Here is a 21,257-nt window from a genome sequence, read left to right as displayed (position 1 = left end):
GGGGTACGGGACTTCCCGTACCCCCTGGGGCCACGCATGTTCGCGTACTACTTCGGTGCGGCCGCGACCGGCGATTGCGCCTGCGCGGCGGCGTCCGCCCTCGCGTGCGGCAGCGCGCCTCCCGGCAGCCTCAGCTGCCGCCGCCCGGCCAGCAGATAGGTCAGGCCGAAGCCCGCGCCGACGACCGCGGCGCCGCCCGCCGCGTCCAGAACCCAGTGGTTCGCCGTGGCGACGATCGCACAGACCGTGAACAGAGGGTGCAGCAGGCCGAGCAGCTTCATCCACAGCTTGGGCGCGAGGACGAGGATGACGAGCCCGCACCACAGGGACCAGCCGAAGTGCAGCGAGGGCATCGCCGCGTACTGGTTGGTGACCGCGGTCATCGCTCCGTAGTCCGGGTTGGCGAGGTCCTGCGGCCCGTGGACCGTGTCGATGAAGTCCATGCCGGGCATCAGGCGCGGCGGGGCCAGCGGGTAGAACCAGAAGCCGATCAGCGCGAGGAGCGTGGCGAAGGCGAGTGAGGCGCGCGCCCAGCGGTAGTCGGCGGGGCGGCGGGCGTACAGGACGCCGAGGATGGTCAGCGGCACCACGAAGTGGAAGGACGTGTAGTAGAAGTCGAAGAAGGCCTCGGCCCACTTCGCCTTCACCACCGCGTGGTTGATCCAGTGCTCGATGTCGATGCCGAGCGCCTTCTCGATGTCGACGATCTGGCGGCCGTGCTCCTCGGCTGCGGCGACGCCGCCGGTCGCGGCGGCGCGGATGTGCGAGTAGGCGGAGTAGCCGACCCGGATCACCAGGAGTTCGAGCAGCAGGTTGGGGCGGCTGATCACGCGGCGCCAGTAAGGCAGCAGCGGCACCCGGCTCCAGCGGGCGGGGGCCGGGATCGCGTACCGGGTCGGGACGGGCCGGCGGAAGTACGGCGAGGTGCGCGGCAGGAAGGGCACGGCGCAGGCCGCGGCGAGGGCCGCTATCAGCAGGACGTTGTCGCGTACGGGATAGAGCACCACCATGTCGGGCAGCAGCATCTTCCCCGGCAGGGTCATCGCCAGGATGATCAGGACCGGCCACAGCATGCGGTCGGACGCGCGCTTGCCGACGCGGCCGACGACGGCCAGCAGCACCCACAGGAGCTGGTGCTGCCAGGCGGTTGGCGAGACGGCGACGGCCACGCAGCCCGTCAGGGCGACGGCGAGAAGCAGCTGGCCGTCCTCGGCGTAGCGGACGGCGCGGCGCAGCCCGACGAAGCAGACGGCGGCGGCGAGCGCGACGTAGACGGAGATTTCGAGGGGACCCGCCAGGCCGAAGCGGAGGAGGGCTCCGTGGAGGGACTGGTTGGCGAGGCTGTCCGGGCTGGCGCCGAGCCCCGCGCCCGCTACGTGGTGCACCCAGTACGTCCAGGAGTCGCTGGGCAGCGTGGCCCAGGCGAGCCCCGAGCACAGCGCGAAGGTGCCGGCCGAGGTGACGGCGGCGCGTCTGCGTCCGGTGAACCAGAACAGCGGCGCGAAGAGCAGGACGGTGGGCTGCAGGGCGGCGCCGACACCGATCAGTACGCCGGAGGATCTCTCGCCGCGGGCGGCGAAGCAGCCAAGGAGGACCAGCAGGACCGGGATGATGCTGGTCTGCCCGAGGTAGAAGCTGTTGCGCACGGGCAGCGACAGCATCAGCAGGCTGATGGCGATGGGCGCGGCGAGCACGGTGCTGCGGCGCGACACGGGGCCCGGCAGGGCGCGGGCCACGACCAGGCCGATGCCGACGACGAGCAGGAGCGTGCCGAAGGTCCAGGCGACGCCGAGGCTCTGCTCGGCGGAGTGCGCGAGTGGTTTGAGCACGAGCCCGGCGAAGGGCGTACCGGTGAACTTGTCCGCGTCGTAGAGCGAGCCCTTCAGATGCAGGACACCGTTCTCGCCGATCCAGGTCTCCAGGTCGGTGAGCCGCTCACCCGGCGGCTGCCGGAGCACCGCTGCCGTCTGCCGTATCGCGAGTACGGCGGCTACGAGCCACAGCGCGGCCCTGGCCGCACCCATCCTCGAGTCCGTCGTCGCACTCCCGTGCACACTGTGCTCCGCGTTCGCCACGTCGCGCCGAGCCTCCCCTGCGTTGTGTAGTCCGTCCCGGATTTGCGGTCCATAGAGGGTCGCACTGCCCCATGAGGGAGACTCAGGCAACCCCCTCTTCGCCTGAGTGTCACTCCGTTTTGACTGATTATCTCGCTGAACGGCACCGGAACCATGTGGTCCGCGGCGTCGTCACAGGAGGCATGCGGGGGAAGATACAAGACTTCAGGCCTGGCCACATGCCGGGTCGCAGGCGACAGAAAGCGCTGTTCGTGGTGCTGGCGCTGCTCGTGCTGCAGCTCGGCTCACTGATCAGCCCGGCGTACGCCTGCGGCTGCGGCGCGATGGTCCCGGGCCGCGGGTCCCATATGGCGGTCGACCGGGAAACCTCGGTGGTCGGCTGGGACGGCCGTACGGAGCAGATCGTCATGCGCTTCACGGTTGACGGGGACGCCCCGAAGGCCGCGTGGATCATGCCGGTGCCCAGCCGGGCAACGGTCGAGCTCGGTGACGCGGCCCTCTTCGAGGAGCTGGACATGCTCACCGCGCCCGCACACCGCAAGCGGTACCACTTCTGGCCGCGGGGCAGTGACTGGCCCCTCTCGGGCCGGGACAGGGACAGCGCGGGCGCTGCTGCGCCGAGGGCCGGGGCCCCGGTGGGCGTGGTGGGGCGCGAGCGCCTCGGCGACTTCGATGTCGCACGGCTGACGGCGACGGATCCCGGGGCGCTGCGAAGCTGGCTGGAAAAGAACGGCTTCGAGCTGCCGGACGGGCTGGCACGCGAGCTGAAGCCGTACGTCGAGCAGCAATGGGAGTACGTCGCCGTGCGGCTGGCGCCCCAAGCCGAGGGCGCGGTGCTGCGCGGCACCCTCGATCCACTGCGGCTTCGCTTCGCCAGCGGGAAGCTGATCTATCCGATGCGGCTGTCGCGGCTCGCGAAGACCGCGCAGTCGCTGGGCCTGTACGTGCTCGCGCCGCACCGGATGGAGCCGCGGAGCTCGATCGGCGGGAACCGGCCGGAGGTCACGTACGCGGGGAAGGTCGAGCCGGACGGGCCGCTCGCCGGGTTCACCGGCGGCCGGGAGACCTTTCTGACGGCCCTGGACCAGAGCTTCCCCGAGCCCCAGCGGATCGACGACGACCACGAGCTGCGGGCGGCGGGGGCGGACACCCCGTTCCGGCGGGTGGTGTACGAGGACGAACTGCTGACGGCGGGCGGTGTGCCGGTGTGGCTGCTGACGGTGGGCGGGGGCCTGGTGGTGCTGGTGGGCGCCTGGGTGTGGCGGACGACGGCACGGCGGAGGAGGCCGGTGCTGCCGCCACCGCCCGTCCATGCACCGCCGCCGTTGCCCTGAAAACGCCCGCCCGCCTGAAATAGGTTGGGCGTATGACCCAGGAGCAGTGGAACGCAGTCGACCGCTATGTCACCGACCTCCTCGTACCCGCCGACGAAGCCCTGACCGCGGCCCTCGCGGCGAGCGACGCGGCCGGGCTGCCCGCCATCAATGTCGCCCCGAACCAGGGCAAGATGCTGCATCTGCTGGCCAGGATCCAGGGGGCGCGGACCGTCCTGGAGATCGGCACGCTCGGCGGCTACAGCACGATCTGGCTGGCCAGGGCGCTGCCGGAGGAGGGCAGGCTGATCTCCCTGGAGTACAGCCCCGACCACGCGGAGGTCGCCCGCGCGAACCTCGCTCACGCGGGCCTCGACAAGATCGCGGAAGTCCGGGTGGGCCCGGCCCTGGAGACCCTGCCGAAGCTGGTGAAGGAGCCGGGGGCGGGGCCGTTCGACCTGGTCTTCATCGACGCGGACAAGCAGAACAACGCCCACTACGTGGAGTGGGCGCTGAAGCTTACGCGCCCCGGCAGCCTGATCATCGTCGACAACGCGATCCGCGGCGGCGGGGTGGTGGACGCGGACCGGGCGGACCCGGCGATTGCGGGTACGCGGGCGATGTATGAGCTGGTGGGACGGGAGCAGCGGCTGGAGGCGACGGCGGTGCAGACGGTGGGGACGAAGGGGTGGGACGGGTTCTTGCTGGCGCGGGTGGTCGCCTGAGGGTGCGCCTGCGGCGGGCCTTTCCCCACCCCGCCCTCCCCCAGACTCCGTCCGGGGGGACCCCCAAGGGGCTGAAGTAAGTGACCCGGCCCGGGGACGGGGGCGACCCCGGGCCGGGAGTTCAGGTGGCGCGGTTCGCGTCCGCGCGGGCCTGCTCGTCGATGCGGCGCTTCGCGTCCTTCCAGGAGATCGGCAGCTCCTCCACCGGCACCTCCCAGAACGTGAACGTCGATCCGCTCATCGTGGACCGCAGGCCGGTCATCACGCTCTTGTGGGGCTCGGTGCGCGCGTACGTGTACAGCGCGTCCCTGTCCTCCCAGGCCGAGAGGGTGAAGAAGACCCCCTTGATCAGCTGGGCCTCGAGGGACGCCCCGAGCGCTCCGGGCGCGGACCGTACCTGGCGCCAGGCGGAGAGGGACTTCAGGAAGAAGCGCGGCACGTCCTTCTTGGACTTCACCTCGAGACGCGAGGCCATGACGAAGGCGCGGGTGTCGGGTCGGGCAGGGTTCGGCGTCGTCCACGGAAGAGTCGGCACGGTATCCTCGCATCCACAGTTGGTGAGTGGCAGTATCTATATTAGACAGTAGAGCTGCCCAATTGCCAGTGGGAAGCGGGACCAGGTGCGAATTTCCGAGTTGAGCCGCCGCAGCGGGGTAGCCACCGCGACGATCAAGTACTACCTGCGCGAAGGGCTGCTGCCGCCCGGCCGCGCCACCGCCGCGACCCAGGCGGAGTACGGGGAGTCGCATGTGCAGCGCCTCCGGCTGATCCGCGCCCTGATCGGGGTGCGGGGTCTGACCGTCAGTGCCGCCAAGGACGTACTCGACGCCCTCTCCGAGGTCGAGACGGACACCCATGAACTGCTCGGGCTCGTCTTCGGTGTCTGGCCCACCTCCGGTGCCAAGGACTCCACCACCAAGGACTCCGCTGCCAAGGACTCCGCCGCGAAGGACGAGGACCCCGACTCGGACACCTCCGAAGTGAACGCGCTGCTGGCGGAGATGGGCTGGAAGGTCACGGAGCACAACCCCGCCCGGCACGTCATAACCCAGACACTGGACACCCTCAGATCGCTCGGAATGGACTACGACTGGCAGTCCCTCGTTCCCTACGCACAGCTCGCCGAAAAGACCGCCGCCCTGGATCTCGATCAGCTCCAGGATCCGGCCGAGCCGATCGAAAAGGCCGAGCGTGCCGTCCTGTTGACGTTTCTCCTCGAACCGGCGCTGCTGGCCCTGCGCCGGCTCGCGCAGGAAGCCGAGTCAACCGTCAGGTACCGCAGCTGACAGCGCTTGTGGCGCTTCGCCTACTTCACCACGCGGCGCCCGCCCCTACGTGAGTGATCAGTACTCACATGGCTGGAAAGTCACGTGCCCCCCGGGGCACGGCGCACCCGGCTCGCGGCGGCGAAGGTGAGTACCCATGACTCAGGCCCAGCGTGCCGCCGGGTGGTCTGCTCGTGAGCTGAACGCAACACGGCGAACGCCGTGGACGGCGCACGGGGAGGCAAGAGCATGCAGTTCCGGATTCTGGGCTCGCCCGAGTTGTACGACGAGAAGCGGCACCGGCGCATACCGCTGACCAGCCCCAAGCAGAGACTGCTTCTCGGCACTCTGCTCGCCCGTCCCAACTCCCCCGTCCCGAGGGAGCGGTTGATCCGGGAACTGTGGGGCGCGCTGCCCCCGCGAAAGGCGCGCAACACGCTCAACGCCCATGTCTCCGGGCTCCGCAAGGTCCTCCTCGAAGTGGAGCCCGAGCGTGCCAACACACCGCGCATCGTCGCCCGGGCGGCGGGATATCTGCTGGAGGCCCGCCCGACGGAGACCGACAGCGGCCGATTCTGCCTGGCCGTGGCACAGGCCCAGCGCATGGCGCCGGACGATCCGGGCGGCGCGTACGACTCGCTGCGCAGGGCGCTCGGGCTCTGGCGCGGCAGCGCACTGGAGGGCGGCTCCCACGGTCCTGTCTGCGCGGCGCTGGTCACCCAGCTGGAGGAGGAGCGGCAGCAGGCTCTGGAAATCCTCTTCGACTGCGCGCTGCGCACCGGGGAGCACCGTGGCATCATCCCGGAGTTGGAGGAACTGACCGCCGCGCACCCGCTGCGCGAGCGTTTCCACGACCAGTTGATGCTGGCCCTGTGCCGCTGCGGGCGCGGGGCGGACGCGATCCGTGTCTATACGCGGGCCCGTCAGCGGCTGACCGCGGCGCACGGCGGAACTCCCCTGCTGACCGCCCGCCTTGAGCAGATCAGCGTGCAGGCGCCCGCGTTGTTCGCGCACGAGACGGAACGTCCTGAGGCCAGGAAGCGCGCCCGGGTGACGGCGCCTGCGGCCGGTCGGCGCGAAATCGACCGGCTGCGGCAGGAGATGAACCAGATCGAGGCGGAACAGCAGACGGCCCGGTCGGTCGTCGGCTATCTGACGAACATCCTCAGCGGGCAGGCTCTGCGTACCGGCGGTGCATGATCCGTACAACACGAGCGCCCCTGCGTACCGGACGCGGTACGCAGGGGCGCTTGTGTATTGAGGGGTTCAGAGTTCGCGGATGAGCTGGGCCGCGATCTCCATTCCGGAGGAGTAGCCGGCCTCGTGGGAGCCGATCTGGTCCACGCCGTGCCGCTTGGCGTGGAAGTAGGAGCCGCACAGCTTCACGCGGGTTCCCTCATTGACGTTGTAGATGTCGTTCTGCATTTCGCGCACATCGACATTGATGATCGGGTGCGTGTACGGGAATTCCGCGATCACCGTCGCCGGGTCGACCTCTCCCGGATAGTCGAGGGTGACGAAGTAGTCCTTCTCGGCGGTGAATCCGTGCAGCTTGTTCATGTAGTACGCGACATACGTCTTGGGCTGTCCGCCGACCTCGACCTTGCCGTAGTTCCAGGCCTCCCAGCGGCTCTTGTCCTCGGGCACCACCGAGGGGTCGGTGTGCAGGATGACCTTGGAGGAGTTGTACTCCACCTTGGAGAGCACCTCGTGCTGGCGCTCGGTGGGGTTGTCGAGCATCGCGAGCGCCTCGTCCGCGTGGGCGCCGACCACCACGTAGTCGAACTTCTCGCTGCCCTTGTCCGTGGTCACCGTGACGCCGTCGGCCTCCTGGTGGATGCGGCTGACAGCCTCGCCCAGGCGGACCTCGGGGCCGATCGCGGCGATCGCCTTGCGTACATAGGAGATCGAACCGCCGCCGACGGTCCGCCAGTCCACGTGCTGGCCGCCCAGGCCACCCTCGTCGTGGCCCATGAAGAAGGCGATCGCGGTGCTCGCGGGCATCTCCCAGATCAGCTCGGCGGGAATCGACCAGACGGCCGAGCAGAGCAGGATCACATAGGAGTGACGGAAGGCCTGGCTGTACCCGCCGCGGTCGAGGTATTCACCGAGCGGAATGTCGGCACGCTTGCGGACGAAGTCCTTGCGGCCCTCGGTGTGGAAGCGCCTGGCCTCCTGCCAGATGGTCAGGAACTCCTCGGAGTAGCGCCCGGCCACCTCCTCCTCGCTGAGGCCGAGCTCCTTCGTGCCGTACTCGAGACCGGAGTCCAGGTCGAAGAAGTTGAAGGCCCCGCGGTGCTCGACGGCCTCGACGCCCAGCTCCTCGAAGAACTCGCAGAGGTTGGTGTAGGCGGGACGGTTGAAGACGACGAAGGCCGTGTCGATGCCGAGGATCCTCCCGTTCTCCTCGACCTCGACGGTGTTGGCGTGCCCGCCGAGGCGGTCCTCCCGCTCGAAGACGGTGATCCGGGCGCGGTCGCGCAGGTGATAGGCGGCGGAGATGCCGGCGATGCCGGCACCGACGACGGCGACTCGTGGGGTGGTGGGCTGCGGCATGAGCTTGTCCTTCATGGTCGGTCTCATACGTACGAGAGGTCGGAGAGCGAGAGGTCGGAGAGGTCTGTGCGGCGCAGGGCTCCTGGCCGCCCGTTCTCTGTGGCGACGGCCAGGACGTGCCCCGGGCCGGGGTGGAGCAGGTCGAACCACCAGCGGGCATCGGTCCCCGCCGGCTGCTCCGGGTCGTGCACGGCGATCCGGTCCGCCGTCCGTGGCACGAAGGAGAAGCCGCCGAGGCCCCGGGACAACCCGGTGCCCAGGGCCTTGAGATACGCCTCCTTCAGCACCCAGAACTCACTGACCAGGGCCGCCCGGACGCCGGGAGCTGCGGCGGCGAGCTCCGCGCGTTCGGCGGGGGCGAGCCGGTGGGCGAGATGGGTCATCAGCCGGCCCGTGGAGGGCGTGGGGCCCACGTCGACCCCGCAGCCGCGCCCCTGGGTGACGACGCACGCGATGAGGCCTTCGGCGTGGGAGAGGTTGAAGCGCACGCCCTCCTCGTCGGGCTCCGGTTCGGGGCGCCCGAACTCACCGGTGCGAAAGCGCCACCTGTCCGGCGGCCGGCCGGTGCGGGCGCTGAGCGCGTAACGGCACAGCAGCCGCGCACCGAGGTACCGGCGCCGCGCACCCGCAGTGAGCCGCCTTTCCATACCGGCGCGTTCTGGCGCCGTGAGCAGCCGCGTCCCGCCGAGCGCCGTGGCGAAGCGGTCCACGGCGTGCTCGGGCAGCAGCCACAGGAACGTCGGGTCGGGATGCATGGCGTCGGTCCCGGCCGGTCAGAGGCGGGTGGCGGCGGCGTCGACGGTGCGCTCGGCGAGCGGGAACTGCCAGTGCGAGAAGAGCAGGTTCTCGCGGTGCAGATGGCGCAGTACGCGCATCACCTCGTCGATGACCACCTGGTCGGTGACGGACTCGTACGGGTACAGATGCTTGCGCAGCCGCTCCATCTGGAGCAGCAGCAGAGCCCCGCTGGGCAGCGGGTCCTCCAGCGCGTCGTGCGAGTGGACGAAGGTGAGCACGCAGGCCGCGGTGGCGTGGAGCAGGCAGTACTCCTTGGACAGTTCGAAGAGTTCCGTCGACTGCGCATAGTCCCGGCCCAGTTCGGCCTTGAGCGCCGCGGACCGCTCGCTCATCGAGGCGACCCGGCCGAGCAGTTCGTCGGCCACGTCGGCCGCCTTCAGCAGCCAGTCGCGCTCATTGCCCTTGGCGTCTTCGGCCAGGACGCGCAGCCGGCGTACTGCGTCGGGTCCGGCGAGCACCGCGTCGTCGAGCCCGCGGCTGAACATCTCCTGCTTCACCGGCTCGTACGGCGGCAGGTCGCTGTCCATGCCGAAGAGGGTGGCGGCGCGTTCGGCCGAGGCCTCAAGTACCTCCGGGGCGGCGCCGCCCGCGGTGGTCAGCAGACCGCCCAGCTGCTGGCCGATGTTGCGCAGGTTCACCACGGTGTTGCCGTCGGCGAAGTTGGCGACCATGAGGTCCCGCAGCATCTTCTGGTGCATGCCGTAGTGCGGGTGGTCCCGCAGGAAGAAGCGCGCCCCGAGGACCACGTTCAGCTGCGACATGGTCTTCTCGAGCAGCGTCGGCACCAGGTACTTGACCACCGACGACCACACACTGATCTGCTCCGGCGCCGCCTGCAGCGCGCGGACCGCGCCCAGGCTCACGGCGTCCGCCAGCATCAGGTCGGCGAAGGACTCGGTCAACTGGCGTCGGCTGTAGGGGACATCGCTGACCGTTCCGCCCATCAAGACCCGGACCTCGGTGAAGTCGAGGACGAGCCGCAGCGCCGTGTCGGTGGCCGACATCGCGAAGCTGCTGATCACGGCGCGCGCCAGCTGGCCGGACTTGAGCGCGAGCTCCAGGCCCTGGCCCTCGGCTCCGATCCGCGCGGACTCGGGGACGAACGCCCCCTTGAAGCGCAGCCCGCTGAGGTCGAGGGCCCGCAGTCCGTGCAGCTTCTCGACCGGCAGTTCCTCGACGGTGTCGGCGTCGAGGAGCCACTTGTCCACCATGAGGATGGAGTGGGCGGCCGGGCCGCCGCGCTTGCCGGTGCGGGCGTGGACGGCCACCTTGTCGCAGACGGTGGCGTTGCCGATCAGCCACTTCTCGCCGGTCAGCCGATAGCCGCCGTCGACCTTCTCGGCGACCACCTCGTTGGCGAGCAGATCACTGCCGTGCTCGCGTTCGGTCAGTCCCCAGGACAGTCCGCGGCCGCGCTGCATCTCCTCGATCAAAGAGCGCTTCTGCTCGTCCGTTCCGCCCATCCACGCGGGCAGGAAGCCGAGGACGTTGATGACCAGGGCGGTGGCGGTCGTCACGTCACGGCGGGCGACGAGCCGCATCAGGTTGAAGCCGGTCTCGATGTCGTCGGCCCGGGCTCCGTGTGCGGCGGGCAGGGTGTGGTCGAGCACGCCCCAGCGGCGGAGCTGGTTGACGAAGGCGTGCGGGTACTCCTGGTTCTCGTCGTGGTCCAGCACCCGGGTGAAGGGAATCCGGCTGCCCGGGTCGTGCGGGTCGCCGAGGTGCTCTTCCAACTGCGCGGCCAGCGCGGTCAGGTCGGCCTTGGACATGAAGAACTCCTATCGGGTGGTGGCCAGTCGGACGGGCAGGGCGGAGAACAGCCGGCCGGTCTCCCGCAGCGCGACGACGGCGTCGAGCGCGGGCGTCAGTACATCCCCGTGGTGGCGGGGGTCGACGCCGTCGGCCCGGGCGAGCAGATAGCCGAGCGTCGCGCCCAGCCAGCCGGCGGAGCCGGGCGGCGTGCCGTACAGCGACCGGTCCCGGTTGGCCCACCACAGGTGGACGCAGGAGGCGGCGGCGTGCAGCCAGGCGTACCGCTCGGCGGCGTCCACCAGCGCGTTCGGGTCGGCGCCGCGCTCCCGGGCGGCCCGGGTCAGATCACCGAGCCCGGCCACGGCCTGTGCGAGCTGCCCGACCAGTTCGACGACGGGAGCCGCGTTTTCGTCGGCGCCCAGGGCGCCGGCCACGTCACTGGCGGCGTCCGGGAGTCCGGCGAGCACCGGGTCGACGCCGCGGGCGAACATGTCGAGCCTGGCGGGTTCGTACGCGGGCAGATCGGCGTCGAGCCCGTAGACGGCGGCCACGGCCGCCGGGTCCGGCTCCGCCGCGCCCTCCGTCAGCGTGGGCAACTGGCCCGCAAAGGAGCGGAGGTTGGCCAGGGTGCTCGCGTCGATCACCCGGACGACCGCCGAGTCCCGCTGGAGTTTTTGGAACAGGCCCGCCCCCCGCTCGCCCTCACGCAGGACCGAGCGGGTGGCGAGCACTGTGCCGCAGCGGCGGATGAGCTCGTCGGTAGCCTCCGCCACTACGTGTTTGGCGGCCAGTGCCCAGACGCTGAACGCCTCGGGCACCACATGGACGCCGCGTGCCGCGGTCAGCGCCACCACGTCGGCGGCCAGCAACGCCGCGGCGGCGACGGCCAGTTCACGCCGGGGGTGCGGCGATTCGGTGAGGACGGTGCGGCCGATCCTGCGGGTCGTGGCGAAGTCCAGCGCGAGCCGCAGCGCGGTGTCCGCGATGCCCAGGCTGCCCGCCATGCTCATCAGCCGCACGGCCTGCTGGGCCTTGACGGCCGCTTCGAGCCCCTCGCCCTCCTTGCCGACCAGTGCCTTCTCGGGCACCTTCAGGCCGTTGAAACGCAGCCGGGCCATGTCGATGCCACGCATTCCGCCCGTACGGACCGCGGGAGTGCGCTCCAGCTGTCCCTCGGGGATGTCCGCCAGATCGAGCAGGACCGCGGAGAAGGCGCCGGGGCCGCGCTCGCCGGTGCGGGCGATCACGTACACCGCCTCGCAGCTCATGCCGAGGCCGACCATCCACTTCTCGCCGGTCAGCTCGCCTTCCGGGCTCAGCCGGACCTCGTTGGTGAGCAGATCGCTGCCGTGCTCCGCCTCGGTGAGCGCGAAGGCCACCGCCCCGCCGCCGGTCAGGATCCCGGCGGCCCGGCGCTGCTGCTCCGGTGTCCCGTGCAGTTGCAGACAGGTCGCGGCGATGATGCTGAACATGGTGCCGGGCATGATGTTGACGTCCCGGCGTGCCGCCGACCGTACGAGGGTCAGACTGCGGTCGAAGGACTGCAGCTCGCCGCCCCACGACTTGGGCAGGTAGTTGAGGTGGAACCCGGCCCGGCGCAGCTCGTCGCAGAGCGCGGTGGGGAACTCGTCGCGCTCGTCACGCTCGACGGCGGCGGCGAAGCCGTACGGATTGGTGTTGTCGCCGGGGTCGCCGAGCAGCGCCTCCAGCTCGTCCGGCGTGAGCAGGGTCATCGCATGCCCGCCGGGGAGCCGTGGGCCGGGGACTCCAGTGGCACCGGACGGTAGTCGCCCGCCGTGGAGGGGATGTGCACACCGGTGCTGCGCAGCTGCGCGAGCCGGGTGTGGAAGGCGGCGCCGAGCATCAGGTGGTGGGCCACGTCGGCGACCCGCCGGTTGCCCGGGGTCTTCAGATAGCTGCCGGTCACCCAGTCGTTGAAGCTGCCCATCGCCGGGCCGCACCAGATCTGGTAGTCCATGGCGCGGTCCTTGTCGCCGATGACCGCCCAGCGCGAGGACATGCCGAGGTACCAGCGGAAGATCAGCGCCATCTTGCGCTTGGGGTTGCCGGCGGCGCGGGTGAGCTGCTCCGGGTCACGGCGCTGGAAGTAGCCGACGCATTCCTGCCAGACGTCCTCCAGCGGCCGCCGGAAGACCTGCTGCTCCAGCTTGGCCCGGTCGGGCGCGGGGATCGCATCGATACCGTCGTAGGCCTGGTAGATCTGGTACAGCCGACGGGCCCGCATCGGGAAGAGGGTGCCCTTCTTGAGGACCTGGAGGTCCACCCCCATCTCGAACATGTCGGCGGCGGGGGCCATGTCGACATCGGCGATGCCCGCCTCGGCGAGCATCGCCTTGGACTCGGTGGACGCCCCGGACTCCAGGCAGGACTGGTTGACGGAGCCGGTGACGACGTAGGCGGCGCCCATCGCGAAGGTCGCGGCCACCGCGACCGGTGTGCCGAGGCCGCCGCCGGCTCCGACCCTGATCGGCACGGCGTAGCGGTGCTCGCGCTGGACGGTGTCGCGCAGCCGCAGGATCGTCGGCAGCAGCGCGGGCAGCGGGCGCCGGTCGGTGTGGCCGCCCGAGTCCGCCTCGACGGTGATGTCGTCGGCCAGCGGCACATGGTGGGCAAGTGCCGCCTGGTCGTGGGTGATCAGGCCCTGCTCGAGCAGGGAGCTGACCAGGGTGGCCGGGGCGGGGCGCATGAAGCGCTCGGCGGTCTCGGAGCGGGAGATCTTGGCGATCAGCCGGTTCTCGGCGACCACCCGGCCGTCCTGGTCCGTGCGCAGTCCGGCCAGCCGGTAGCGCACGACATGCGGGGTGAGGTCCATGAAGGCGGACGCCTCCACGCACCGCACGCCGTGCCGCAGGAACAGTTCCACCGCCTCCCGCTCAAGTCGGTCCTCGCTGGGGCTGTGGATCAGATTGACGGCGTACGGAAGTCCCGGGATCTCGGCGGCGAACCGGCCGAGTGCCTTCTCGATGGTCTCCGGCAGCAGCCCGGCCGCGCCGTAGGAGGCGAGGAAGCCCTCACGGGCGAGGGCGATCACCATGTCGGCCGAGGCGATCCCGCCGGCCATGGCGCCCGCCATGTACGGCTGGCGCACCCGGTGGGCGGCGAGGAAGGCGGCCGAACCCAGCCGCTGCGGGGGCAGCGGCTGAGCGGCGGCGAGCAGCGGCAGTCCGGTCGAGGTGGTGTCGCCGGTCACCGAGCCGCCGGAGACGGCACCGATCCCGTCCGGGGTGACGACGATGAAGCAGGGGTGGTCCAGGTCGGCCAGCGCGTTGTAGATCCCGGCCGGGTCGGTGCTGGGGTACCGCTCTCCGGTCCACCGGAGAGGGGTGTCGCGAATATCCATGGGGAAACGAAGCTCCTTGGGCTGAGCGTCAGGCGCCGGCGGTACGGACCTCGATGGCCACGTCGGTGAGTTCGTAGATGCGCAGGCCCGGCTTCGACAGATCCGCGTCGGCGATGATCAGCAGGCGGTCCGCCTCGCGCCGGACCTCCTTGATGTGCACGTCGAACTGCAGCTCGCGGTCGTGGCGCAGGATCTGGCCGCGGTACTTCCAGGACATCTCCACATCGGTCGCCATCGCGAAGCGGGGCTGCTCCATGCCGTCGGCGAGGTTCTGGTCGATCACGAACAGGCGCATCGCCTGGAGGATCGCCTCGACGCCGAGCGAGCCGGGCATCACCGGGTCGCGGTGGAAGTGGCAGTCGAAGTACCACTCGTCGGGGCGGATCTCGCGGCACCCGTGCAGATAGCCGTGTCCGTGCCGGCCGCCCTCATCGACGACGTCGACCCGGTCCACGAGCGCGAACTGGCCGCCGGGAAGGTGCAGATGGCCGCCGGCCGGGTCGGTGAAGGCCGGTGCGCCTTCGGGGAGTTCGATCCGGCGGATCCTGTCGGCGGAGATCTGCTCGGTCTCGATCCACGGGGCGACGTACTTGCCGTTGTCGAGGCCCACCTGGTTGGCGAGCGCCGCGTCGCTGAAGTAGCCGAACAGCGATTCGCCGGTGTAGAAGACCTCGCCGTCGGCGGAGAGTTCGTAACTGAAGTTCTGCAGGACCGCACCGGAGACGGCGCTGGTCATCAGCAGCTTGGAGTGGTGGCGGATGGTCTTGCCGCGCAGGTCGATGTCCTTGACCAGGGTGGCCCGGCCGTCCAGGTTGCGGATCGCGTACTGCTCCTCGGGCCGGGTGAGGGTGGCGCCGAGGTAGTAGCCGAGGAAGATCGCTGCCTGGAGCGAACTCTCCATGTAGACCGCGTTCGGCATGTGCGGGTGGGAGTTCTGCTCGTAGTACCAGGCGTCGGCCGGGGAGTCGTACTCCGTGACCATCTCCGAGCCGGGGCTCAGATCGCCGCGGGTGCCCTTGAGGGACATGACGCGGTCGACGAACTGGAAGGCCCCGTTGGGGATGTAGGGGGCACGGCTGTTGCGGTAGACCTCGAACTCCGGTCCCATCGCCATGTCCAGCTGCCCCTTGGCGGCGTGCGCCAGGTGCAGCTCGTTGATCATCGCAGCCTCCCCGTCGCGGTTGCGGCGGCCCAGGAACTGCGGCACACCACCGGTCTCGGGGCGGTAGGCCGAGCCCTCCTTCTCGCGGACCTGGAGGCCGAGGCCCTTCATCTTGATGACCGGCTTGTCGCCCAGGTAGATCAGCACGTCGGCGATCACCGTGGCGCGCGGCAGGAGCGTGAGCTCCATGACCTCGACCTCGTAGCGGATCTCCTCGTGCTGCTGGGTGATCTGGCCGCGGACCTGGACCTCGATCGGGACGTCGGTCACGCACTGGAAGGCCGCGTCCGGCAGCGTCAGATGCATGCCCTGGTGCATCAGGTAGATCTGCAGCAGCTGCACCGCGCCCTCGGCGACCAGCGAGCCGGCCAGCACGTGGTCGTCCGGGAAGTGGCAGGTGAAGTACCAGGCGTCGGGCGTCAGCTTCTTGATCGCGCTGAGTGTGCCGAGGCCGCGCGGACCGGCCTTGCGGTCGATGGTGACCTCGTCGACCATCCGCAGCTTGGCGTCGGGCAGCCGGATCGCCGGGTTGATGCCCGGGTCCTGGGCGTGGTCGGGGCCGAAGACCTCGCCGATGCGACCCTGGGCGAGCAGCTCCAGGTCGTCGGAGGTCAGGTGGTTCTTCTCGGTGTACGCGAGCGGCTTGAACCAGCCCTTGGTGAGCTTGGCTCGCTCGGCCTTCTCCTTCTCGGTGATGACGACACCGAGCGGGGTGTCGAGCTCCGCCTGGCTGAAGAACCCGGCGCAGGCGTCGTGGAGTTCGAGGATCAGCTCACCGTCGGCGTAGCACTTGTAGCTGAAGAAGAAGAGCGTGGTGTCGCCCTGGTGGACGAAGCGGTCGATGGAGATGTCGTAGCGCAGGGTCTGGCCGACCCGGGGCAGATTGCCGCGGAAGATCAGCGTGCTGTCGAGCAGCCGGTAGACGCGCTCGCCCTTGTTGCGGAAGTCGATACCGAGGTAGCTGACGAGCAGCAGGTCGCACTGTCCGGCCTCGACGGTGACGGCCGGGGGCACGCCGCCGTCCACGGCGTACCAGGCGTCCTCGGGGACGTCGTACTCGGTGGTGATGGTGGCGGGCTTGAACTCGCCCGTCTTACCGCTGAGTTCGGTGACGCGGGTGACGAAGTGGTACGGGGGTGCGGGCAGCCGGACGCGCTTGGCGTACCCGTCGATGACGCCGAACTCCGGGCCGAAGACCTTGGCGACGGAACCGACGGCGAACTCCAGCAGATCCGCCTCGTCCCAGATCACACCCTCCTTGATCACGCCCTCCTTGACCTCGCGGTCTGCGGGCGGGGGCGGAGGCGTGGCGGGGCCGGACGCGGTGGGCGCAGCGGCGCGGGCGGAAGCCGCCGGGGGCAGGGCCGGGCGTACGGCCTGGTCGGACACGGCCGCCGTCAGGGCCGGCTGCTGTGCGAGGTCCGCGGTGCGCGGGGCGGGTGCGGGTGCCGGGGCGGTGGCTCCGTCGAGGAGCGCCTCCATCCGGCTGAGCGTGGCGCCCTGGAGGATGCGCTGGGTCTCCATCACCACCGAGTGGGTGGCGACCATCTGCTGACGGATCTCCCGGACCAGATCGGCGGCGGGGTCCGCGGAGGCGGCTGATGCGGGGGCAGGGGCGGGCTCGGCGGGTGCTGCCGCGGGGGCAGTCGACGGCGCGACCGGTACGGCGACCGGTGCCGCGGGCACCGGTCCTGAGGCAGCGGGCTCGGGTGCCCCGGGCGCGGGCGGCGCCCACGGCAGGAAGGAGATCGGGGTGCCGTCGAAGGCGATGACCTCCGCGTCAGCGAGAGTCGGGTCGGCAGGCATGACGGAGTCCTCCGGCGGTACGGACGGGACGGGCACGGGCGGTACGGGCACAGGGGTAGGGGCTGGCGTGGGAGCAGAGGCGGGCTTGGCGGGTGCCGCCGCGGCGGCCACGGGCTGCGGTGCCCGATCCGGCTCGGCTTCGGGACGGGTCGCCGCGATCCCCCGGGCGACTCGCGCCGGTACGGGGTCACCGCCGCCGACCCGGAACCGGGAGGCCCGGGCGGACCTGGCCGGGACCTGGTCCGCCGCGGTACCCAGCAGCGGCCTCAGATCGAGTTCCAGACCGTGGCTGACCAGGCGGGCCACCAGCTGCGCGACGGACTTCGTGGCCGGCGCCCCGCGCCGGTCCACCGGCAGCGCGACATGGGCCGCGTCGCCGAGCGTGTCGTGGATCCAGCGCGAGCAGGTCGCGCTGGGGCCGACCTCCAGGAAGTAGCGGAATCCGCGGTCGTGCGCGCCCTGTACGAGGCGCGGGAAGTCGATCGGGGAGCGCAGGGTGTGGGCGATGCGCCGGGCGATCTCCTTGCGGGCCAGGCCGGGCAGCGCCTCGTAGTCGTAGGCGCTGAACAGCTCCAGATCGCCGAACGAGCCGGTGGGGTAGTCGTTCAGACCGGCCAGGCCGCCGACTTCGGCGTCGACGACCGGGCAGTGCATGACCGCGTTGACGGGAGAGCGCGCCGCGGGGCAGCCCAGTTCCTTGACGAGGGCCTTGCACTGGGCCGGGTCTCCGGCGATCACCAGCTCGTTGGGGGTGTTGATGTGCGTGAGGTGGACCCGGTCGTAGCGGGTCAGCGCGTCCCGGACGGTGTCCGCGTCGGTGAGCAGCACATGGCTGGCCCACACCTGCCCGTCGGGGACGGACTCGGGCAGGTCCCAGTGCTCGCGCACCGTACGCTTCGGTCCGCACAGCCGGTCCTTGAAGATCGGCGTATCGCTGATCAGTTCGTCGCGGCGGCTTTCGGGGAGCCAGCCCCGGGTGGCGAAGAGCATGCTCGACTCGCCGAGGCTGTAGCCGAATCCGCCGTGCGCCCGGACGCCGAGCACGTCCCGGACCAGGTCCGTGTAGAGGATCGCGAAGCTGGTGCCGGTGGCGAGCATGAACGGGATGTCCTCGCCCAGTTCGGCCTCCAGGCCCATCAGTTCGCGCCGCCCCGGGGTGACCTGGGTGCGCGGGTAGAGGGCGCGGGAACGAAGGTGCAGCACGGGCTCGTCCGCCTGGCTCTCGAACCGGTCGAGCAGCCCCGGGAAGGCCCGGAAGAAGTCCTGGCCGAGTCCCGGATAGGAGTTGAACGCGCCCGGGTAGACCAGGGCGACCTTGCCGTCGGGGCCGATGGGCCGGGCGGTGAAGAAGCTCCCGGCCGGGGTGGCCCATTCGCCGCCCTCGGCGTTCACGCCGGGCAGATCCCTTGCGGCGAGCTCCAGTTGGGCCCGCAGTTCGCCGCGGCCACGGCCGACGAAGACCGCGCGCAGCTTCCTGCCCGCGAGCTCCTTTGCCGCCTCGCGGGCAAGGGCGTACGGGTCGGCGACTTCGAGCAGTTCCAGATGCTGCTCGATCGAGGCGTGCAGGGCCTCGAAGGAGTCGGCGGCCAGGGGCAGTACGACGGGGCCGCCCGCGCGCTGCCAGTCGCTCGGCGTGACCGCGCCGCGGGTGGCTTCGGCGGAGAGCACGAGGTGGCCGTGGGCTCCGGAGGCGCCGATGAAGCTGAGCGCCGCGTAACGGCGGGCGCCCTTGGTCTCGCGCAGCCACGGGCGGGAGTTGTCCGGGACGTAGAGCGCGGAGGCGGCGAAGTCGTCGGCCAGCTCACCGGCGGGGCGGCTCCAGCCGCTGGTGCCGGGCAGATAGCCGTGGTGCAGGCAGAGCACGGACCGGATGAGTCCGGCCATGGTCGCGGCACAACCGGCGTCGCCGATCTGCGCCTTGGCGCTGCCGAGGGCCACACTGCCGCCGTCCGCCGGGTAGACCCGGGCCAGTCCGGCGATCTCGGCCCGGTCCTGGATGTCGGTGCCGCCGGCGTGGGCCTCCAGATAGCCGATGTCCGCGGCCGTGACGCCCGCGGCGGTCAGTGCCGCTTCGGCCGCCGAAGCGAGGGTCGCCGCGTCGGCCTCGAGCACCGCGCCGTCGACCGGTGCGGCATGCCGGATGGCGACCGAGTCCAGGCGCGCGTACACCGTCGACTCCCACTCGCCGGGGCGGGTGACGACGATCGCGCCCGCGCCCTCGCCGATACGGCGGCCACGGCTGCCCTCGCCGAAGGTCAGCCCGGCCTCGGCGACCACATCGGGCCGCAGCAGCAGGTTCTCCGCCGAGCCCGCCAGGTCGACCGCTCCGACGAGGACCGCCTCGATGCTGGGGTCGAGCAGCAGCAGCCGTGCGACCTCCAGGGCCTCGGCGGTGCCCGAACCGTCGGAGGAGACGGTGAAGGACGGTCCGGTCAGGTTCCACAGCGAGGAGATACGGCTCGCCATCACGTTGCCGATGAAGCTGAGGACCTCGTTGGCGACGATCGGGTCGACCACCGCGTCGCGGCCGACCGCCGTCACGGCGGCCAGCTGCTCCTCGTCGATCGCGACTCCGGCCCGCTCGAACTCCTCGCGTACGAAGGCCCCGAGCGTGCGGCGGGTGAGCCGCAGATGCGTCATGGGCTCGATCTCCATGGCCACCACGACCGCGACCCGGCGCGGTGCGGGAGCGGTCTGGCCCTGAGCCACGGCGCGGCTGAAGCCGGCGTCGTGCAGGGCCTCGTCGGCCACCTTGGCGGCGAGCGCGTGCTGGAGGTTGTACGTCCGCAGGTCCGACGGCGGGATCTTGAGGTCTACGGGGTCGATGCCGAGCCCGTCCACGAAGGCGCCGTGCGGGAGCGCGTCGGGCGAGACGCCGGCGCCGTGCTCCAGGGAGCCGCCGCGGGTCTGGTCGAGGCCGCGCCAGCGGCGTTCGGGCAGCGGGCCCAGAGCGTCGCTGCCCGCGTGGACGGCACGCTCGAAGGCGTCGAGGGAGTCGAAGGAGCCGAAGTGCGCGCCCAGGCCCACCACATCGAGGGCGGGCACGGTGGCCGCGGCCGCCTCGGTGACGGCGTCGGTAACGGCCTCGGCGACCGGCTCGGAGAGCACCACATGCGCGTTGGTGCCGCCGAAGCCGAAGGCGGAGACCGCTCCCCGGCGCGGGTCCTCACCGCGCGGCCACTCCCGGCCCGTGCGGACCAGCGTGTCCTCGCCGACGCGTCCGTCCTTGGAGGCGACCGGCCGCTCCACGCCGATGGTCGGCGGGATGTGGCCGTTGCCCATGGCCAGGATGACCTTGAGCATGCTGCTGAGCCCGGCCACGGTGAGGAGGTGGCCGATGTTGCCCTTGACCGAGCCGATCAGCGGGACCTTGCCCGCGTCGCCGAAGAACGCTGCCACCGAATCGGCCTCGGTCGAGTCGCCGATGGGGGTGCCGGTGGCGTGGCACTCCAGGTAGTCGATGGTGGTCGGGTCGATGCCCGCCTGCTCGTACGCCAGCTCGTACGACTGGAGTTGGCCGCCGCCCTGCGGGACCAGCAGATGGCGTCCGCTGCCGTCGTTCGTCAGGCCGATGCCGTCGACGACGGCGTGGATCCGGTCGCCGTCGCGCACCGCGTCGGCCAGCCGCTTGACGGCGACCATGCCCGCGCCCTGTCCGGTGAGGATGCCGCCGGACCTGTCGTCGAAGGGCTGGCTGAATCCGTCGCGGGGGTAGGCCTGCAGGTCCGAGAACGACAGGTGGATCAGCGTCGGGTCGGGCGCGCAGACACCGCCGGCCAGCACCAGGTCGGCCTGGCCCGCGGCGAGATGGTCGCAGGCCAGCTTGAGCGCGTAGAGCGCGGAGGAGCAGGCGGCGTCGAGCGCGTAGCGGGGGCCGCCGAGGCCGAGGGCGGTGGCGGCGAGGGACGACGGGGAGCCGCTGACCCGCAGGTCCTCGGGCTTCAGCGCGTCGCGGTCGATGCGGCGGTCCTGCTCGGCGAGCGCGCCGAGCGCCGGGTGTCCGCCCCGGCGCAGCCCCTCCAGCACCGCTTCCTGGACCAGCGGCACGCTGACCTCGGCGGAAGTCGGCGTGGGGAAGGAGTAGTTGCCGAGGATCAGCCCGGTACGGGCGAGGATCTCGGGGCGGTCGGCGTGTCCGCTGTCGCGCAGCGCCTCCCTGGCGACATGCAGTGACCAGTGGAAGATGCGGTCGAGCCCCGCGAGATGGCCGGGGTCGAGGAGATAGCCGGACGGGTCGAAGTCGAAGTCTGTGATGAAGCCGCCCCGGCTGCAGTAGATGCCGTGCTGGGGGTCGGTGTCCCGGGCGTCGAGGGCGGGGCCGAAGACCTCTTCGCCCCCTTCCTTGCGGCTGTCCGCCCCGGTACGGAGGTTCTGCCAGAACTCGGCAGGTGTCTCCGCTCCTGGAAACAGGCAGGAGAGGCCAACGATGGCGTACTTGCTCATG

The 21,257-nt window shown here is 70.9% G+C and carries 12 protein-coding genes; 4 read left to right on the top strand and 8 right to left on the bottom strand.

Annotated elements, in window-relative coordinates; genetic code table 11:
• Window positions 1-47: 47 nt before the first annotated feature.
• Entirely contained in the window at window positions 48-2,024 is a 1,977-nt protein-coding gene (locus tag OG905_RS28620) for a bifunctional glycosyltransferase 87/phosphatase PAP2 family protein (protein ID WP_328678390.1), read from the bottom strand.
• A 269-nt stretch (window positions 2,025-2,293) separates the two neighbouring features.
• Here OG905_RS28620 and OG905_RS28615 point away from each other — a divergent pair, with 269 nt between their 5' ends.
• Together OG905_RS28615 and OG905_RS28610 are read left to right on the top strand one after the other, a co-directional pair.
• Window positions 2,294-3,409: a DUF2330 domain-containing protein gene (locus OG905_RS28615; RefSeq protein ID WP_328678388.1), complete on the top strand. Its 1,116-nt coding sequence runs from the start codon at window positions 2,294-2,296 to the stop codon at window positions 3,407-3,409.
• 32 nt (window positions 3,410-3,441) lie between these two features.
• On the top strand, window positions 3,442-4,113 hold the full coding sequence (locus OG905_RS28610) for an O-methyltransferase (protein ID WP_328678386.1): 672 nt from the start codon (window positions 3,442-3,444) through the stop codon (window positions 4,111-4,113).
• Window positions 4,114-4,234: 121 nt separating this feature from the next.
• Here the strand turns inward: OG905_RS28610 and OG905_RS28605 are convergent, their stop codons facing one another.
• Complete coding sequence (locus OG905_RS28605; protein WP_328678385.1) at window positions 4,235-4,648, bottom strand: DUF3291 domain-containing protein; 414 nt, start codon at window positions 4,646-4,648, stop codon at window positions 4,235-4,237.
• 85 nt (window positions 4,649-4,733) lie between these two features.
• On the opposite strand from OG905_RS28605, the gene OG905_RS28600 reads away from it, so the two are divergent.
• On the top strand, window positions 4,734-5,399 hold the full coding sequence (locus OG905_RS28600) for a MerR family transcriptional regulator (RefSeq protein WP_328678384.1): 666 nt from the start codon (window positions 4,734-4,736) through the stop codon (window positions 5,397-5,399).
• A gap of 228 nt (window positions 5,400-5,627) precedes the next feature.
• The gene (locus OG905_RS28595; protein ID WP_328678382.1) at window positions 5,628-6,578 is read left to right on the top strand and encodes an AfsR/SARP family transcriptional regulator; all 951 of its coding nucleotides are present in this window, start codon (window positions 5,628-5,630) and stop codon (window positions 6,576-6,578) included.
• 66 nt (window positions 6,579-6,644) lie between these two features.
• On the opposite strand, the gene OG905_RS28590 is transcribed toward OG905_RS28595, so the two are convergent.
• Genes OG905_RS28590 through OG905_RS28565 form a run of 6 tightly spaced genes read right to left on the bottom strand, consistent with a single transcriptional unit; the run spans window position 6,645 to window position 21,256 of the window.
• Window positions 6,645-7,949: an NAD(P)/FAD-dependent oxidoreductase gene (locus tag OG905_RS28590; RefSeq protein ID WP_328678380.1), complete on the bottom strand. Its 1,305-nt coding sequence runs from the start codon at window positions 7,947-7,949 to the stop codon at window positions 6,645-6,647.
• A gap of 8 nt (window positions 7,950-7,957) precedes the next feature.
• Entirely contained in the window at window positions 7,958-8,689 is a 732-nt protein-coding gene (locus OG905_RS28585) for a 4'-phosphopantetheinyl transferase superfamily protein (protein ID WP_328678378.1), read from the bottom strand.
• Window positions 8,690-8,707: 18 nt separating this feature from the next.
• Entirely contained in the window at window positions 8,708-10,501 is a 1,794-nt protein-coding gene (locus OG905_RS28580; RefSeq protein ID WP_328678377.1) for an acyl-CoA dehydrogenase family protein, read from the bottom strand.
• Window positions 10,502-10,510: 9 nt separating this feature from the next.
• Window positions 10,511-12,217 (bottom strand): acyl-CoA dehydrogenase family protein, encoded by a 1,707-nt coding sequence (locus OG905_RS28575; RefSeq protein ID WP_328678376.1) that lies wholly within the window; start codon window positions 12,215-12,217, stop codon window positions 10,511-10,513.
• Window positions 12,214-13,845 carry a PfaD family polyunsaturated fatty acid/polyketide biosynthesis protein gene (locus OG905_RS28570; protein ID WP_328678375.1) on the bottom strand — a complete coding sequence of 544 codons (1,632 nt, stop codon included), beginning with the start codon at window positions 13,843-13,845 and terminating at the stop codon, window positions 12,214-12,216. The genes OG905_RS28575 and OG905_RS28570 overlap by 4 nt, the downstream gene beginning before the upstream one ends.
• Window positions 13,846-13,873: 28 nt before the next feature.
• Complete coding sequence (locus OG905_RS28565) at window positions 13,874-21,256, bottom strand: beta-ketoacyl synthase N-terminal-like domain-containing protein (RefSeq protein ID WP_328678374.1); 7,383 nt, start codon at window positions 21,254-21,256, stop codon at window positions 13,874-13,876.
• Between the last annotated feature and the right edge of the window lies 1 nt (window position 21,257).

It is taken from the genome of Streptomyces sp. NBC_00322 (genome assembly GCF_036147535.1).
Lineage (GTDB): Bacteria > Actinomycetota > Actinomycetes > Streptomycetales > Streptomycetaceae > Streptomyces.
This window is presented reverse-complemented; position numbering and strand designations above follow the sequence as displayed.